The sequence below is a fragment of the Pseudomonas sp. FW305-E2 genome, assembly GCF_058782925.1.
Genome location: NZ_JBYSYE010000035.1, coordinates 1 through 15,634 on the forward strand (window position 1 = coordinate 1; position 15,634 = coordinate 15,634).

Annotated in this window: 16 protein-coding genes; 12 read left to right on the forward strand and 4 right to left on the reverse strand. The window is 62.7% G+C overall.

Features of this window, described 5'->3' with window-relative positions; translation table 11 throughout:
• Positions 1 to 404: 404 nt before the first annotated feature.
• Positions 405 to 1,292, forward strand: coding sequence for a threonine/homoserine exporter RhtA (gene rhtA, locus AC3WLP_RS21135; protein ID WP_012053090.1), 888 nt, complete (start codon positions 405 to 407; stop codon positions 1,290 to 1,292).
• A 192-nt stretch (positions 1,293 to 1,484) separates the two neighbouring features.
• The gene (locus AC3WLP_RS21140) at positions 1,485 to 1,766 is read left to right on the forward strand and encodes a hypothetical protein (protein ID WP_012053092.1); all 282 of its coding nucleotides are present in this window, start codon (positions 1,485 to 1,487) and stop codon (positions 1,764 to 1,766) included.
• 39 nt (positions 1,767 to 1,805) lie between these two features.
• On the opposite strand, the gene AC3WLP_RS21145 is transcribed toward AC3WLP_RS21140, so the two are convergent.
• Positions 1,806 to 3,614: an aminopeptidase P family protein gene (locus AC3WLP_RS21145; RefSeq protein WP_017147782.1), complete on the reverse strand. Its 1,809-nt coding sequence runs from the start codon at positions 3,612 to 3,614 to the stop codon at positions 1,806 to 1,808.
• Positions 3,615 to 3,834: 220 nt separating this feature from the next.
• Between AC3WLP_RS21145 and AC3WLP_RS21150 the strand changes: the two genes are divergently transcribed.
• The gene (locus AC3WLP_RS21150; protein ID WP_014753862.1) at positions 3,835 to 4,953 is read left to right on the forward strand and encodes a DUF3182 family protein; all 1,119 of its coding nucleotides are present in this window, start codon (positions 3,835 to 3,837) and stop codon (positions 4,951 to 4,953) included.
• The gene (locus tag AC3WLP_RS21155) at positions 4,937 to 5,707 is read left to right on the forward strand and encodes an alpha/beta hydrolase family protein (protein WP_012053095.1); all 771 of its coding nucleotides are present in this window, start codon (positions 4,937 to 4,939) and stop codon (positions 5,705 to 5,707) included. The genes AC3WLP_RS21150 and AC3WLP_RS21155 overlap by 17 nt, the downstream gene beginning before the upstream one ends.
• Here the strand turns inward: AC3WLP_RS21155 and AC3WLP_RS21160 are convergent.
• Both AC3WLP_RS21160 and AC3WLP_RS21165 read right to left on the reverse strand, forming a co-directional pair.
• Positions 5,686 to 6,066, reverse strand: coding sequence for an antibiotic biosynthesis monooxygenase (locus AC3WLP_RS21160; protein ID WP_014753863.1), 381 nt, complete (start codon positions 6,064 to 6,066; stop codon positions 5,686 to 5,688). The two genes, AC3WLP_RS21155 and AC3WLP_RS21160, sit on opposite strands and share 22 nt — an antisense overlap.
• An 81-nt stretch (positions 6,067 to 6,147) precedes the next feature.
• A complete protein-coding gene (locus AC3WLP_RS21165) occupies positions 6,148 to 7,137 on the reverse strand; it encodes a GlxA family transcriptional regulator (protein ID WP_017147783.1) in 990 nt (329 codons plus the stop codon).
• Positions 7,138 to 7,219: 82 nt separating this feature from the next.
• Here AC3WLP_RS21165 and AC3WLP_RS21170 point away from each other — a divergent pair, with 82 nt between their 5' ends.
• Positions 7,220 to 7,768: a cysteine hydrolase family protein gene (locus tag AC3WLP_RS21170; protein ID WP_003250137.1), complete on the forward strand. Its 549-nt coding sequence runs from the start codon at positions 7,220 to 7,222 to the stop codon at positions 7,766 to 7,768.
• A 48-nt stretch (positions 7,769 to 7,816) separates the two neighbouring features.
• Here AC3WLP_RS21170 and AC3WLP_RS21175 read toward each other — a convergent pair whose 3' ends face one another.
• Positions 7,817 to 8,380, reverse strand: a complete 564-nt coding sequence (locus AC3WLP_RS21175; RefSeq protein ID WP_088513369.1) for a helix-turn-helix domain-containing protein — start codon at positions 8,378 to 8,380, stop codon at positions 7,817 to 7,819.
• 84 nt (positions 8,381 to 8,464) lie between these two features.
• Here AC3WLP_RS21175 and AC3WLP_RS21180 point away from each other — a divergent pair, with 84 nt between their 5' ends.
• The 7 genes from AC3WLP_RS21180 to AC3WLP_RS21210 all read left to right on the forward strand — a co-directional run bounded on the left by AC3WLP_RS21180 (position 8,465) and on the right by AC3WLP_RS21210 (position 15,623).
• Complete coding sequence (locus AC3WLP_RS21180; RefSeq protein WP_017147785.1) at positions 8,465 to 9,415, forward strand: DMT family transporter; 951 nt, start codon at positions 8,465 to 8,467, stop codon at positions 9,413 to 9,415.
• 150 nt (positions 9,416 to 9,565) lie between these two features.
• The gene (locus AC3WLP_RS21185) at positions 9,566 to 12,481 is read left to right on the forward strand and encodes a monovalent cation/H+ antiporter subunit A (protein WP_012053099.1); all 2,916 of its coding nucleotides are present in this window, start codon (positions 9,566 to 9,568) and stop codon (positions 12,479 to 12,481) included.
• The gene (locus tag AC3WLP_RS21190) at positions 12,481 to 12,825 is read left to right on the forward strand and encodes a Na+/H+ antiporter subunit C (RefSeq protein ID WP_003250128.1); all 345 of its coding nucleotides are present in this window, start codon (positions 12,481 to 12,483) and stop codon (positions 12,823 to 12,825) included. The genes AC3WLP_RS21185 and AC3WLP_RS21190 overlap by 1 nt, the downstream gene beginning before the upstream one ends.
• Positions 12,822 to 14,501, forward strand: coding sequence for a monovalent cation/H+ antiporter subunit D (locus AC3WLP_RS21195; RefSeq protein WP_088513370.1), 1,680 nt, complete (start codon positions 12,822 to 12,824; stop codon positions 14,499 to 14,501). Before AC3WLP_RS21190 ends, AC3WLP_RS21195 begins: the two co-directional genes overlap by 4 nt.
• Positions 14,498 to 14,986, forward strand: a complete 489-nt coding sequence (locus AC3WLP_RS21200; RefSeq protein ID WP_014753869.1) for a Na+/H+ antiporter subunit E — start codon at positions 14,498 to 14,500, stop codon at positions 14,984 to 14,986. Before AC3WLP_RS21195 ends, AC3WLP_RS21200 begins: the two co-directional genes overlap by 4 nt.
• Complete coding sequence (locus AC3WLP_RS21205; RefSeq protein ID WP_003250109.1) at positions 14,983 to 15,261, forward strand: K+/H+ antiporter subunit F; 279 nt, start codon at positions 14,983 to 14,985, stop codon at positions 15,259 to 15,261. The genes AC3WLP_RS21200 and AC3WLP_RS21205 overlap by 4 nt, the downstream gene beginning before the upstream one ends.
• Positions 15,258 to 15,623, forward strand: a complete 366-nt coding sequence (locus AC3WLP_RS21210) for a Na+/H+ antiporter subunit G (protein ID WP_012053102.1) — start codon at positions 15,258 to 15,260, stop codon at positions 15,621 to 15,623. Before AC3WLP_RS21205 ends, AC3WLP_RS21210 begins: the two co-directional genes overlap by 4 nt.
• The last annotated feature ends 11 nt before the right edge of the window (positions 15,624 to 15,634 follow it).

A 15,634-nucleotide genomic window follows, 5' to 3' on the forward strand; every position in this document is an offset into this window, starting at 1 on the left:
CATGGTCACTTGTGATGCTGATAATCTTTTTGACTATCAGTCCGTACTCACAAGCACCCACACGAATTGCTTGATTCGATTTGTTAAAGAGCGTTTGGTTAAGAGCTTTTCGCCTCAACCGAGGCGCGCATTCTACGCTTTCCTCAGAACCTGTCAAGCGTTTATTTTGAAGTTTTTGCGAGAAACTCGTTTAGCTTCAAACACTTGACTCAACACAGTGGCTAGCTTTGCTTCGCTACCGCGTTGGAGTGGTGCGCATTATAGGGAGGTCATCGAGAAGGTCAACCTTTAATTTCAATGATTTGAAATATTTCTGGCAAAGCCACTTGAGGGCTACCACCCACCCCACCAATTGCGCACTATATTGCTCACCACCTCCCTCGCCAAAGGATTGCCGCACCTAAATGAACACCCAGCCCCGCAGCCTGGCCGCCACCCTCTTCCCGATCGGCCTACTGCTTATCGCCATGGCATCGATTCAGTCCGGCGCCTCTCTGGCCAAAAGCATGTTCCCCATCATCGGCGCACAAGGCACCACCACCCTGCGCCTGATCTTCGCCAGCATCATCATGCTGCTTATATTGCGCCCGTGGCGGGTACGCATGACCGCCAACACGTTGCGCAACGTGGTCATCTACGGCATGGCACTGGGCGGCATGAACTTCCTCTTCTATATGGCCCTGCAAACGGTACCCATCGGTATCGCCGTGGCCCTGGAATTCACCGGCCCGTTGGCCGTGGCGATCTTCTCCTCGCGCCGACCGATCGATTTCCTGTGGATTGCCCTCGCCATCGCTGGGCTGCTGCTGTTGCTGCCAGCAGGTCACAGCGGCCAGGCACTCGACCCAGTGGGCGCCGCCTATGCGCTGGGGGCGGGTGTGTGCTGGGCGCTGTACATCCTGTTCGGACAACGTGCAGGGGCCGAACACGGCATCCAGAGCGCAGCCCTGGGGGTAGTAGTCGCGGCCCTGTTCGTCGCCCCCATCGGTATCGCCCACGCCGGTAGCGCTCTGCTCACACCTGCCGTAATCCCCATGGCGTTGGCCGTTGCAATACTGTCCACCGCCCTGCCATACAGCCTGGAAATGGTTGCCCTCACGCGAATCCCGGCGCGCACGTTCGGCACCCTGATGAGCATCGAACCGGCATTTGGGGCACTGTCAGGCCTGCTTTTCCTCGGCGAGGTGCTGACGCTTACTCAATGGCTGGCGATTCTGGCAATCATTACCGCCTCGGTCGGCACCACCCTGTCCATGCGCAAGGCACCCAGCCCGGCCATCGCAGCAGACTGATATGAGAAATATTTTCATTTGAGAAAGGATTAGTGATTGTAGCAGCCCGCCTCGCTGATTAAGCTGTCACAGAATCATCATCTTTACGCTATCTACTGGGCCGAACACGGACGCTGGGGGAAGGTTCAGGAAGAACCGAAGCGACAACGACAGGGTCGTGACAACTGATTTGCCCTGCATTTAAGGACAGGAATGAAACAAATTTTTCTCATCCTGGCCATCTTGGCTATTGCTGGATGTGCCGCCACAGCCAAGACCGAGGTCAAAAGGGGCAAGAAGGGCCTGCATATCAATTGCTCCGGCCTTTCTTCCTCGTGGGACAATTGCTACAGCAAGGCCGCAAGTTCCTGCAGCACGCGTGGCTACCGGGTTGTTGCGCGCTCGGGCGATAGCGATGAAGAAGCCGGTGACTACTTGTTCGGCATCAACCCGGCGGGTTATACCAGCCGTAGCATGATCGTCATCTGTAAATAGAGAAAAGGGCAGCTCGTTAACTGCCCTTTTTCATCTGCGTTACAGTGGTGCAGTACGCACCTCCAACCAGGCTCGCGCATCCCCTTTGAGCAAGGGCGCCAGGCGCTCACGTACGCGGGCGTGATAGCCGTTCAGCCACTCCACCTCTTCCTTGGTCAGCAACTCGGGCAACAGACAGCGGGTGTCGATAGGGCACAGCGTCAAGGTCTCGAATTGCAGGAAGTCACCAAAGGCACTCCTCCCCGCTTCGCGGTTGACCACCAGGTTCTCGATGCGAACGCCCCACTGCCCCGGGCGGTACGTACCCGGCTCGATCGAGCTGATCATGCCCGCTTGCATGGCCGTCTGCGGTGCGGGTGCCGCCTGGTAGGCGATCACTTGAGGCCCCTCGTGCACGTTCATGAAGTAGCCCACCCCGTGGCCGGTACCATGGCCGTAGTCGACCTGGTCAGCCCAGATCGGCGCCCGGGCAATGGCGTCGAGCAACGGCGACAGTACCCCTCGCGGGAACGTGGCACGGGACAGGGCAATCATGCCCTTGAGTACACGGGTGCAGTCCTGCTTCTGTGCCAGACTGGGGTTACCGACCGGCACCATGCGGGTGATGTCGGTAGTGCCGCCCAGGTATTGACCGCCCGAGTCGATCAGCAGCAAGCCATTGCCCTCGATGAGCGCATGCGACTGCTCGGTGGCACGGTAGTGTGGCATCGCGCCATTGCCATTGAAGGCGGCAATGGTAGAAAAGCTCAGTGACACGAAATCAGGGCGTCGAGCACGCGCGGCACTCAATTGCTCGTCAACCGTCAGCTCCGTAATGACCTCCCGGCCGAGGTTCGCCTCGAACCAGGCGAAAAACTCGCACAAGGCTGCGCCGTCCTGCTCCATGACGTGGCGAATATGCACCAGGTCGTCGTCACCCTTGCAGGACTTGCTCAGCGTGGAGGGGTTGAGCCCCTCGACAACCACCACCTCTGCCGCCAGGTTGTCCAGCAGGCCGCAGGTGACCCGGGCCGGGTCCACCAGCAGCCGCGCCCCCGCAGGAACGGTGCCAAGCGCCTTGCCTGCTTCGCTGTAGTCGCGCACCTCGATGCCGTCGACCTCCAGCACATGACGCAGGTGCTCGTCCACCTTGTCCTGGCCCACGAACAGGATGGCCTGCTGCTGATTGATCAGGGCAAAGGCCAGGAAAACCGGATTGTAGGAGACATCGCTGCCGCGCAGGTTGAACAGCCAGGCAATGTCATCCAGGGTAGCGATGAAGTGCCAGTCGGCACCCTTGGCCTGGATGCCCTGGCGCAATTGCGCGAGCTTTTCCGCCCGGCTCACCGTGGCGTGGGGCGGCAGGTGCTGGTACACCGGGTTACCTGGCAGCGCCGGGCGCCCGTCCCAGACCTGACCCAGCAGGTCCATGTCTGTTACCAGCTGCGCTCCACGCGCCTTCAGCCGCTCGGCCAGCTGGCGCGCCGAAGCCAGGGCCATGACCGCACCATCCACTGCCACGCGACCGTTGGGCTCGACGTTTTCGGCCAACCATTCCAACGCTCCGGGTTTACCCGGCAACAGTTTCATCAGTTCGATGCCGCTGCCCTCCAGCTCCTGAGCTGCCTGCTCCCAGTAGCGGCTATCGACCCACAGCCCGGCAAACCCAGGCGTCACCACCAGCGTGCCGACCGAGCCCTGGAACCCCGAAAGCCACTGGCGCCCCTGCCAGTAACCGGGCAGGTATTCGGAAAGATGGGGGTCGGCCGAAGGTACCAGCAAGGCATCGATGCCCGCTGCCGCCATGGCTTGGCGCACGTGCACCAGTCGCTGCGGCACGCTTTGCTCAAGGGTGGTCTGGACGTTCATGCGCTCTCCTGCGACTTCATAACGGTTGATCCAATAGGCCGATAATGGAACAGCCACCAAGGCGCTGCAATCGCGACGACCAAGATACGGCATGCATTGCCCACCACGCCCTGTGCCAATAGGACGCTTCCTACAACAGGACCAGGACCACCGATCAAGTTCACCTGAACTTACCCAAGACACCGGCTTCACACACAGTACACTCATTGCACACAGGCAAATGACCATGCCCAGTGCCATCGAACCGAAAGCCGGCGTGGTGTTGCTTGACACCCGCGACCACACGCCGGAACACGAGCACGGCGTTCATCTCAAGCTTGCCGAAGGCCTGGCACGTTTGCTGGGCTGCCCACTTATACAGCCCATGCGGCCGCCAGATGCTGCCGATGCCTACTATTATCTGCCAACCGAGACCCTGATCGACCCCAGGCGATATGCCGCCTTGGGTATTTGCAGCGAACAGGACCTATTTGGCGGCATGGTGCCGCACCCCTACATGGCAACCAAGGCGATCTCTCACCCGTTACCCGCCGAGGCCAGCTTCCCGCCGGGCTGGACCGACGCCTTTGCCCGACAGGCCAGCGATGCGCTGCTGCGCGGCTACACCGTGTTCAGCAAAGCCGACGCTCGCACTGCCGCACAGTTGCTGCTGCTCGACGGCCCGCTGAGGGTCAAACCGGTACTGGCTTGCGCAGGACGTGGGCAACAGGTCATCACCACTGCAGACGCCCTGGAGCCTCTGCTGGCCGGTATGGATGACCAAACGTTGGCGCTGTGGGGCCTGGTGCTCGAAGAAGACCTGAGCCAGGTGCAAACCTTCAGCGTCGGCCAGGTGCGCGTCGCCGGCTTGACCTGCAGCTACTATGGCACCCAGCAACTGACACGTGACCATCAGGGCACCGAGGTCTACGGCGGTTCTGACCTGGTGGTGGTACGTGGCGACTATCAGGCGTTGCTACAGCTCCCACTGGAAGACCACCTGCGCCTTGCCATCAACCAGGCCATGGTTTACGAACAAGCCGCCGAGCAACACTTCCCGGGCTTCGTCGCCTCTCGTCGCAACTATGACATCGCCCGCGGCATCAGCCCTTCGGGCCACCTGTGCAGCGGGGTGCTCGAACAATCCTGGCGCCTGGGTGGTGCCAGCACTGCCGAACTGTTGGCCCTGCAGGCATTTGCCGATGACCCCGCATTGCAACGGGTGCGTGCCTCCACCCACGAAGTATTCGGCAACCCCGACCTGCCCACTGACGCCACCCTCTTTTACCAAGGAAACGACAGTGAACTCGGACAACTCAGTAAATTTGCGCGGATTCGCGAACATGGCCATTCAGAGTGAAACCGTTGAACTGCAGGTCGAGAATGACCGCATCGCCGGCACCTTGGTCAGCCCGGGCACCAAAATGCCGGGCATTCTCTTCGTACACGGCTGGGGCGGCAGCCAGCAACGTGACCTGGCCCGCGCCCGGCATATCACCGGATTGGGATGCGTGTGCATGACCTTCGACCTGCGCGGTCACGAAAAGACCGAAAGCCAACGCCTCACGGTCACCCGTGAACAAAACCTGCAGGACTTGCTGGTGGCTTACGATCGACTGGTCAGCCACCCGGCTGTCGACAGCAGCGCCATCGCCATTATCGGCAGCAGCTATGGCGGTTACCTGGCGACTCTGCTGACCCGCGAACGGCCGGTCAGATGGCTGGCCCTGCGGGTACCTGCCATGTACTGGGATGACGAATGGGGCACCCCGAAGCAAACCCTTGACCGTCAACGCCTGAATGCCTATCGCCAACGCCACCTGGGCCCGGCCGACAACCGCGCGCTGGCCGCGTGCGCCGAATTCGGCGGGGATGTGCTGCTGGTTGAGTCAGAGCAGGATGACTACGTGCCGCACAGTACCTTGATGAACTACCGCTCGGCGTTCGTCAACGCCCACTCGCTCACCCATCGCATCGTCGACGGCGCCGACCACGCACTGTCCAGCGAAGAGAGCCAGAAAGCGTACAGCTCGCTCCTGGCGGCATGGATCAGCGAAATGGTCATAGGTGCCCGCCTGGATCGCTACCCGCACTACGCACCTTGGTATGCCTGAGGACCGCCCACCTGGCAATGCAGGACGCCATCGTCGCCGCGCACCAGGCTGCGCAGGGCCTGGTAGGCGGCGAAGTTGACGCCGCGTGCCTGATGCTGGCCCAGCAGGTCAAGAAAGGATTCCTCGATGAAGTGCACGGCCGCCGCCGCCCAGGCCTGGCGTGACTGCCATTGCAAGTACTGCAACACCCGGCTGCCATCGTCGCTGGCCTGGATGCTCACACCCTGCAGCCCTTCGCAACGCGCAGCCAACGCTTCACTACGCGCCACCAGGGCCTGAGCCAACGCTTGCTGGCACATACTGGGCACTTCGTATTCGATCATCTGGGTAAACCACAAGGCATGAGGTGATGCCAACATCGACAGTCTCCTGGCTACGTACGCATGCAGCGCGATGCCGAGCAGGGTAAAACCTCAAGCAAAGTCAAGGTCAAGTGGTTTCTATCCCTGGCCGGATACCGCAAACCGCCGCCGATAGTCACTCGGGGTAAGGCCGGTGACACGCTGGAATACCTTGCGAAACGCGCCCGGATCCTGATAGCCGACACCCCACGCGATCTGTTCGACGTTGCGCCGGGTAAACTCCAGCAAGCGGCATGCACGCCCCACCCTCACCTGCTGGCAATACTCGGTCGGGCGCAGCCCGGTAGCGGCACGAAAGCGCCGCAAGAAAGTGCGCGCCTCCAGCCCCGCGCAGGCCGCCATCGTGGCCAGGTCAGCATCCTGCCCGCCATTGCCCTGCAACCAGTGCTGCACCTTCAACACGGCCTCGTCGCCGTGGTCCAGGCGCGGGTTGAACACAGCGCCGGGCAGCGGCGCCGCGACCGGATCGACGGCCAGATAGCGAGCGGTCTCCTGAGCCACCGTCGCCCCCAAAAAGCGCTCCAGCAAGCGCAAGCCGAGGTCCGTCCAGGCCATCAACCCTGCCGAGGTCACGATGTCGCCGTCATCCAGCAACGGCTGCTGGGCCTCTACCCGCACCCTGGGGAAGCGCTGGGCAAGCGCATGCACATAATTCCAGTGCGTGCAGGCCGGGCGCCCGTCGAGCAAACCGCTGGCGGCAATGAAAAATACACCGATGCATACCGACGCCAGCACCGTACCACGCCCGTGCAGCAGGCACAGCGGCGCGCGATGACGTTCGAGCAACTCGGCTTGCGGAGCTGACTCCAGGCTTGGCGGAATGATCAGGACGCGCAGGCCCGGCACGGTGACAGCTGAGTTATCCGGCGCAGGCAACAACTGCCCCGCCTCATCTGCCTGCCAGCAACTGACGCGAATGTGCGGCAGCTCGACGGCCCCCAGCTCGGCCGCAACCCGGTTGGCCACCAGGAACAGGTCGGCCAGGCCATGCACAGCGGCGCGCTGCACGCCGGGGTATAGCAGCAAGCCGATATCCAGGTTAGCGCCGGTGTCAGTTTTTGCCCGCATAGTGTCGTTCGCGCCAATCCTCAGGTGAGTGAACACAGCCTATAACTAACGTCTCTCGACGACTACTGCCACAGGAGGCAGCATGAGCAAGCAGGCACTGATCATCATCGACATCCAGAACGACTACTTCCCGGGCGGCAAGTGGCCCCTCGATGGCGCCGACCAGGCGGCCGACAACGCCGCCCGCCTGCTGGCAGCCGCACGCCAGCGCGGCGACCTGGTGGTCCATGTACGGCATGAGTTCGACACTGCCGATGCACCCTTCTTTGCCCCCGGCTCGCAGGGTGCGGCCATCCACGCCAAGGTCGAGCCATTGCCGAGCGAGCCGGTGGTGCTCAAGCACAAGGTCAACGCCTTCCTCGGTACCGATCTAGAGCACACGCTGGACCGGCATGGCGTCGAGGCGCTGACCATCGTCGGCAGCATGAGCCACATGTGCATTGACGCCGCCACCCGGGCTGCAGCCGACCTGGGCTATCAAGTGACTGTGGCGCACGATGCCTGCGCAACCCTGCCCCTGGCGTTCGACGGCAAGCAGGTGCCGGCGGCTCATGTGCACGATTCGGCGATGGCGGCGTTGGCGTTTGCCTATGCCAATGTGGTGAAGACCGACGAGCTGCTGAAAAGCTGATCGGCTTGAGACCTTTGGGGCTGCACAGCAGCCCCAAAGCCTGCAGCCTCAAATCGCCACATTGCGCACAAACCGAACAGCCACCACGCCATCGTTACGGTAGGCATACCGGCAGTTGCTGGGGAACACATGGAACTGCCCCACCTGCAAGCGATGCTCGACCTCTTCGATGATCAGCGTCAGCTGCCCATCGACCACATAAATCTGCTCGCTCCAGCCTTCGGCATCGGCCTCACTGTGATAGCACTCCCCCGGTGCCAGGGTCCATTCCCAAAGTTCCACCTCGCGCCTTGCCGGGCTGGTGCCCAGCAACACCGCTCGGCTCTGCGGGTGTTCGCCAGCCCACGCCAGCTCTTCAATGCGCCCGGGGTCGCGCAGGTCTGGCGCCTGGATCAGGGTACTGAAAGCCACGCCCAAGGCTTCGGCAATCAGGTCCAATGTGGTCAGGCTGACATTCTTCTCGCCCGCCTCGATCGCGACCAGCATGCGCCGGCTGACCCCTGAACGCTCGGCCAGCGCCGCCTGACTCAAGCCGGCGGCGTTGCGCAGACTGCGCACATTGAGGCTGACATGTTGCAGCACCGATGCCCGGTGCGAAGAATCCTTGTGCACTATATTGCTCACTGGTCAAGATTGCGCAGTATACTGCCCACTTTTGCGGCGATTGTGCGCCGCCCTTTCCGAGTGTGCAAGACCATGAATCAGCCCAGCAGCAAGCCTACCCCTGCCGTCACCTTCCGCCTGAGCAAGGCCGAACTGGTGCTGGTATTCATCACCATGTTGTGGGGCGGCACTTTCCTGTTGGTGCATAACGTAATGACCGTCAGCGGCCCGATGTTCTTCGTCGGCCTGCGTTTTGCGGCAGCCGCGCTGTTCGTTGGTGTGGTCTCGGCGCGAGCGCTGCCCGGCCTGACCTTCACCGAACTGAAGGCCGGCATGCTGATCGGCGTGTCGATCATGCTCGGCTATGGCCTGCAGACCATGGGCCTGCAAACCATCAGCAGCAGCCAGTCAGCGTTCATCACTGCGCTGTACGTCCCGTTCGTGCCGCTGCTGCAGTGGCTGGTGCTGGGGCGGCGGCCTGGCCTGATGCCCAGCATGGGTATCTGCCTGGCATTCATCGGCCTGATGCTGCTGGCCGGGCCGGAAGGCGGCAGCCTGCGTTTCAGCGAGGGCGAACTGGTCACCCTGATCAGCGCCGTGGCCATCGCCGGTGAAATCATTCTGATCAGCCGCTACGCCGGTCAGGTCGATGTGCGCCGGGTTACGGTGGTACAACTTGCGACCGCATCGCTGCTGGCGTTTCTCATGATCGTGCCGACCCAGGAGCGCCTCCCCGACTTCTCCTGGCTGTTGCTTGCCAGCGCAGTGGGCCTGGGCGCAATGAGTGCGGTGATCCAAGTGGCAATGAACTGGGCACAGAAGTCGGTCTCGCCTACCCGCGCCACACTCATCTATGCCGGTGAACCGGTGTGGGCCGGCATCGTCGGGCGTCTGGCTGGCGAGCGCCTGCCTGGCGTGGCGCTACTCGGCGGCCTGCTGATCGTGGTTGCCGTGGTGGTCAGTGAACTCAAGGTGCGGCGCCCTCTCGAAACCGTCGAAACACGTGATGTGCAGAACCCTGGCGAAGGCCAGGCGGGGCTGTAAAACAGTCAACAGCGGCTATTCTTTGTAAAAAACTGTTATAAAAAAACCGCTTGTCACAGCCGGTTTGTAGGATTCTGCGACAGCTTGCGTGTTGGTGATAAACACCTCGGCACGTATGATTCTTTGCAAACTTCTCCAGAATAGGCCGCTATGTCCTTGATAGTGCTATTGCTTCTGCCGTTCGTGGGCAGTTGCCTGGCAGCTGTGCTGCCGCACAACGCACGTAACGCCGAGTCCATTCTTGCCGGGCTCGTAGCCCTGGTCGGCACCGTCCAGGTAGCACTTCTGTACCCTCAGATTGCCCATGGTGGCGTCATTCGCGAAGAGTTCCTGTGGTTACCCAGCCTGGGGCTGAACCTGGTGTTGCGCATGGACGGCTTTGCCTGGCTGTTCTCGTTGCTGGTACTGGGCATTGGCACGCTGGTATCGCTGTATGCGCGCTACTACATGTCACCGCAAGACCCGGTACCACGCTTCTTCGCGTTCTTCCTGGCCTTCATGGGCGCCATGCTCGGCCTGGTCATCTCCGGCAACCTGATCCAACTGGTGTTCTTCTGGGAACTGACCAGCCTGTTCTCCTTCCTGCTGATCGGCTACTGGCACCACCGCGCCGACGCCCGTCGCGGCGCCTACATGGCGCTGATGGTAACCGGTGCAGGCGGCTTGTGCCTGCTGGTAGGGGCCCTGCTGCTCGGCCATGTGGTCGGCAGCTATGACCTGGACAAGGTCCTGGCTGCCGGGCATACCATCCGCCAGCATGCGCTTTACCCGGTGCTGCTGCCCCTGATACTCATCGGCGCCCTGACCAAGAGCGCACAGTTTCCCTTCCAGTTCTGGCTGCCCCACGCCATGGCAGCGCCCACACCGGTGTCGGCCTATTTGCATTCGGCCACCATGGTCAAGGCCGGGGTGTTCCTGCTGGCACGCCTGTGGCCGGTACTCTCCGGTAGCGAGGAGTGGTTCTGGATCGTCGGCGGTGCCGGCGCCCTCACCCTGCTGCTCGGCGCTTTCGCCGCCATGTTCCAAAATGACCTCAAGGGCCTGCTGGCCTATTCGACCATCAGCCACCTGGGCCTGATTACCCTGCTGCTGGGCCTTAACAGCCCGCTGGCTGCCGTCGCCGCGGTATTCCACATTCTCAACCATGCCACCTTCAAGGCCTCGCTGTTCATGGCCGCCGGCATCATCGACCACGAGAGCGGCACCCGTGACATTCGCCGCCTCAGCGGCCTGATCCGCCTGGTGCCCTACACCGCGACCCTGGCCATGGTCGCCAGCGCCTCGATGGCCGGCGTGCCGCTGATGAACGGCTTCCTGTCGAAGGAAATGTTCTTCGCCGAAACGGTATTCATCAGCTCCACCGCCTGGGTCGAGGCCACGCTGCCGGTGATCGCCACCCTGGCCGGCACCTTCAGCGTGGCGTATGCCCTGCGCTTTACCGTCGATGTGTTCTTCGGGCCGACGGCCCAGGACCTGCCCCATACCCCGCACGAGCCGCCACGCTGGATGCGTGCTCCGGTGGAACTGCTGGTGCTCACGTGCCTGGTCGTGGGCATCTTCCCCACACAGTCGGTCGGCCCCCTGTTGGCCGCTGCGGCCCTGCCGGTGGTTGGCGGCACCCTGCCGGAATACAGCCTGGCCATCTGGCATGGCTGGAACGCGCCGATGATCATGAGCCTGGTCGCCATGAGCGGCGGCATCGTCCTGTACCTGTTGCTGCGCAAACAACTGCGCCTGGGTCGCTTCCCCTACCCGCCCGTGATCGAGCGCTTCAATGGCAAGCGGCTGTTCGAGCACGGCCAGGTTCACCTGATGTTGCTGGCGCGTCGCATCGAACGCCTGTTCACCACCCGGCGGCTGCAGTCGCAGCTGTTCATGCTGGTATTCGCCGCGTTCCTCGCGGGCCTCACGCCGATGCTCCATAGCGGCCTGAGCTGGGGTGATCGCCCGAAGATTCCGGGTTCCGGTGTATTCGTCGCCCTGTGGCTGATCGCCATTGCCTGCGCCATCGGCGCCGCCTACCAGGCCAAGTACCACCGCCTGGCGGCACTGATCATGGTCAGCGTCTGCGGCCTGATGACCTGCATCACCTTCGTCTGGTTCTCTGCGCCCGACCTGGCACTGACCCAGTTGGTGGTGGAAGTGGTCACCACCGTGCTGATCCTGCTCGGCCTGCGCTGGCTGCCACGGCGTATCGAAGGCGTGTCACCGCTGCCGGGTAGCCTGGAGCGCGCGCGCATGCGCCGCCTGCGCGACTTGCTGCTGGCCGTGCTGGTGGGTGGCGGCATGGCCGTGCTGTCGTACGCCATGCTGACCCGACCCACGCCCAACGACATTTCCTCGTTCTATTTGAGCCGTGCGTTGCCTCAGGGCGGCGGCACCAATGTGGTCAATGTCATGCTGGTCGACTTCCGCGGCTTCGATACCCTCGGTGAAATCACCGTGTTGGTGGCTGTGGCACTGACGGTGTTCGCCCTGCTACGGCGCTTCCGTCCTCCAAAAGAGAGCATGCAGCTGCCGGCGCAACAACGCCAGCTGGCGCCGGACGTAGTCACCGACCTGATCAACCCGCGGCATGCCACCGATACCGCGCTGGGCTTCATGATGGTGCCGGCAGCGCTGGTGCGCCTGCTGCTGCCGATCGCCTTGCTGGTGTCGATGTACCTGTTCATGCGCGGGCACAACCAGCCCGGTGGCGGGTTTGTCGCTGGCTTGGTCATGTCGGTGGCGTTCATCCTCCAGTACATGGTGGCCGGCACCCAGTGGGTCGAGGCGCAGATGAGCCTGCGGCCGCTGCGCTGGATGGGTACCGGGCTGCTGTGCGCGACCCTGACCGGCGTCGGCGCCATGCTGCTGGGTTACCCGTTCCTCACCACCCATACCGCCCACTTGCACCTGCCGTTGCTGGGTGATGTGCACGTGGCCAGCGCGCTGTTCTTCGATATTGGCGTATACACCGTCGTGGTCGGCTCGACCCTGCTGATCCTCACGGCCCTGGCGCACCAGTCGGTGCGCGCCTACCGCCCGGGCAACCCGGCAAAAACCAGCCAAGCAGGAGCCGCCTGATGGAAGAAGTGATTGCAGTCGCCATCGGCGTGCTGGCTGCCTCCGGAGTGTGGCTGATCCTGCGCCCGCGTACCTACCAGGTGATCATGGGCCTGTGCCTGCTTTCTTACGGGGTCAACCTGTTCATCTTCAGCATGGGCAGCCTGTTCATCGGCAAGGAGCCAATCATCAAGGATGGTGTTACCCAGGACCTGTTGCATTACACCGACCCGCTGCCACAGGCACTGGTGCTCACCGCCATCGTCATCAGTTTCGCCATGACCGCGCTGTTCCTGGTGGTGCTGCTGGCCTCGCGAGGGCTGACCGGTACCGACCACGTGGATGGCCGGGAGCGTGACGAATGAGTGATATCAGTCAACTGATTGTCGCCCCCATCCTGCTGCCGCTGATTACGGCGGCGATGATGTTGTTGCTGGGTGAAAAGCACAGACACATCAAGGCCAGGCTGAACCTGCTGTCTACCTTCTCCGGCCTGTTGATCGCGGTCTGTCTGCTGCTGTGGGTGCGCACCCAGGGCCAGGCAGCGTCGATCGGCGTGTACCTGCCAGGCAACTGGCCGGCGCCATTCGGCATCGTGCTGGTGGTGGACCACCTGTCCGCGCTCTTGCTGACCCTGACCGGGGTCATCGGTTTCAGCGCGCTGCTATTTGCCCGTGCCCGCTGGGACGGCGCGGGGGCCAGCTTCCATGCGCTTTTCCAGATCCAGCTGATGGGGCTGTACGGCGCCTTCCTCACCGCCGACCTGTTCAACCTGTTCGTCTTCTTCGAAGTGCTGCTGGCCGCCTCCTATGGCCTGCTGCTGCATGGTTCGGGGCGTGCGCGGGTGCGCGCCGGCCTGCACTACATCGCTATCAACCTGTTCGCCTCGTCGCTGTTCCTGATCGGCGCAGCGATGCTGTATGGCGTGACCGGCACCCTGAACATGGCGGACCTGGCGCTGAAGATTCCACTGGTACCGGAGGCCGACCGTGGCCTGCTGCATGCCGGCGCGGCAATCCTGGCCATGGCCTTCCTGGTCAAGGCCGGTATCTGGCCGCTGAACTTCTGGCTGGTGCCAGCTTACGCGTCTGCCAGCGCGCCGGTGGCTGCACTGTTCGCCATCATGACCAAAGTCGGCCTGTACGCCGTGCTGCGCCTGTGGACGTTACTGTTCTCCGGGCAGGCCGGGGCCTCGGCACATTTCGGCGGCGAATGGCTGGTTTACGGCGGCCTGGTTACCCTGGCGGTGGCAGCGGTATCAATCCTGGCGGCACAGCGCCTGGAGCGTATGGCGGCACTCAGTATCCTGGTCTCGGCCGGCACGCTGCTGGGTGCGGTGGGTTTTGCCCAGGCGGCTCTGACCGGCGCGGCGCTGTTCTATCTGGTCAACTCGACCCTTGCGCTGTGCGCACTGTTCCTGCTCGCCGAACTGGTCGAACGCTCGCGCTCGGCCAATGAAGCGCCGCTGGACGAAGAAGAAGACGCCATGCCGCCGCCACTGGAATCGCTGCACCCGCCCAAGGGCATCAACCTCGACGATGAACAGCAGGTGGTAATCGGCCAGATCATCCCGTGGACCATGGCCTTCCTCGGCCTCAGCTTCATCGCCTGTGCACTACTGATCATCGGCATGCCGCCGCTGTCGGGCTTTGTCGGCAAGCTCAACCTGATCAGTGCGCTGTTCAATCCACTGGGCCTCGGCGTACCGGCCAAGCAGCCCCTGAGTGCCGCCGGCTGGGGCCTGGTGGTGTTGCTGATCCTATCCGGCATGGCCTCGCTGATCGCCTTCGGCCGCGTCGGCATCCAGCGTTTCTGGAAGCCCGAAGAGCGTCCGTCCCCGGTCCTGCGGCGCTATGAATGCCTGCCCATTGTCATCCTGCTCGGCCTGTGCCTCATCCTCAGCCTCAAGGCCGAGCCGTTGCTGCGCTACACCCAGGACACTGCCGCCAGCCTGCAGGCCCCCGATGCCTATATCGACGCTGTGATGGCCGCCCGGCCGATTCCTGGCCCCACCTCGCGCGACGCACAGGTGCAGCCATGAACCGACTGTTCCCCGCCCCACTGCTATCGGTCTCGCTGTTCGGCCTGTGGCTGCTGCTGAACCTCTCGGTCAGCCCTGGCAACCTGCTGCTGGGCGCCGCACTTGGCATACTGGCGCCACTGTTGATGGCGCCCCTGCGCCCGCAGCATGCACACGTACGGCGCCCCCTGGCCATCGCCCGCCTGATTGGCCGGGTCGGCATCGATGTGATCACCTCCAACCTGCTGGTAGCCCGTGGTGTGCTGCGGGCCGGCAAGCAGCCGCCACGCTCTGCGTTCGTTCACATACCACTGTCATTGCGTGACCCTCACGGCCTGGCAGCGCTGTCGATGATCACCACGGTGGTGCCTGGCACCGTCTGGTCCGAACTGGCACTGGACCGCAGTGTGCTGTTGCTGCATGTGTTTGAGCTGGACGATGAAGCGGCCTTCATACAGCACTTCAAGGACACTTACGAACGCCCGCTTATGGAGATTTTCCAATGACAGGCCTGCTCGCCAATGCCGTCCTCGCCAGCCTGTTCATCTTCGCCCTGGCCATGGGCCTGGCGCTGATCCGGCTGTTCCGTGGCCCGTCCGCCCAAGACCGCGTGCTGGCCCTGGACTACCTGTACATCCTGGCCATGCTCACCATGTTGGTGCTGGGTATCCGTTATGCCAGTGACACCTACTTCGAAGGGGCCCTGCTGATTGCACTGTTTGGTTTCGTCGGCTCGTTTGCCTTGGCCAAGTTTCTGCTGCGCGGTGAGGTGATCGAATGACTGAAGCCCTGGTACTGCCACTCTGGCTGGAGTTGGTCACCGCCGCGCTACTGCTTACCGGCAGCCTGTTCGCCCTGGTCGGTGCTATAGGCCTGGTACGCCTGAAAGACTACTTCCAGCGCATGCACCCGCCAGCGCTGGCCTCGACCCTTGGTGCCTGGTGCGTTGCACTGGCCTCGATCATCTACTTTTCGTGGCTCAAGGGCACCCCTGTGCTACACGCGTGGCTGATTCCGATCCTGCTGTCGATCACCGTGCCGATAACCACGCTGTTGCTGGCGCGGGCGGCGCTGTTTCGCAAACGCATGTCGAAAGAGCCGGTGCCTGAAGAGGTCAGCAGCGGCCGAGACCGTGGCAATTGAAGGTCTGCCGT

Bases quoted from the DNA above. Each gene is read 5' to 3' on its own strand.
- rhtA (WP_012053090.1), top strand. From the start codon at position 405: ATGAACACCCAGCCCCGCAGCCTGGCCGCCACCCTCTTCCCGATCGGC.
- AC3WLP_RS21140 (WP_012053092.1), top strand. From the start codon at position 1,485: ATGAAACAAATTTTTCTCATCCTGGCCATCTTGGCTATTGCTGGATGT.
- AC3WLP_RS21145 (WP_017147782.1), bottom strand. From the start codon at position 3,614: ATGAACGTCCAGACCACCCTTGAGCAAAGCGTGCCGCAGCGACTGGTG.
- AC3WLP_RS21150 (WP_014753862.1), top strand. From the start codon at position 3,835: ATGACCATGCCCAGTGCCATCGAACCGAAAGCCGGCGTGGTGTTGCTT.
- AC3WLP_RS21155 (WP_012053095.1), top strand. From the start codon at position 4,937: ATGGCCATTCAGAGTGAAACCGTTGAACTGCAGGTCGAGAATGACCGC.
- AC3WLP_RS21160 (WP_014753863.1), bottom strand. From the start codon at position 6,066: ATGTTGGCATCACCTCATGCCTTGTGGTTTACCCAGATGATCGAATAC.
- AC3WLP_RS21165 (WP_017147783.1), bottom strand. From the start codon at position 7,137: ATGCGGGCAAAAACTGACACCGGCGCTAACCTGGATATCGGCTTGCTG.
- AC3WLP_RS21170 (WP_003250137.1), top strand. From the start codon at position 7,220: ATGAGCAAGCAGGCACTGATCATCATCGACATCCAGAACGACTACTTC.
- AC3WLP_RS21180 (WP_017147785.1), top strand. From the start codon at position 8,465: ATGAATCAGCCCAGCAGCAAGCCTACCCCTGCCGTCACCTTCCGCCTG.
- AC3WLP_RS21185 (WP_012053099.1), top strand. From the start codon at position 9,566: ATGTCCTTGATAGTGCTATTGCTTCTGCCGTTCGTGGGCAGTTGCCTG.
- AC3WLP_RS21190 (WP_003250128.1), top strand. From the start codon at position 12,481: ATGGAAGAAGTGATTGCAGTCGCCATCGGCGTGCTGGCTGCCTCCGGA.
- AC3WLP_RS21195 (WP_088513370.1), top strand. From the start codon at position 12,822: ATGAGTGATATCAGTCAACTGATTGTCGCCCCCATCCTGCTGCCGCTG.
- AC3WLP_RS21200 (WP_014753869.1), top strand. From the start codon at position 14,498: ATGAACCGACTGTTCCCCGCCCCACTGCTATCGGTCTCGCTGTTCGGC.
- AC3WLP_RS21205 (WP_003250109.1), top strand. From the start codon at position 14,983: ATGACAGGCCTGCTCGCCAATGCCGTCCTCGCCAGCCTGTTCATCTTC.
- AC3WLP_RS21210 (WP_012053102.1), top strand. From the start codon at position 15,258: ATGACTGAAGCCCTGGTACTGCCACTCTGGCTGGAGTTGGTCACCGCC.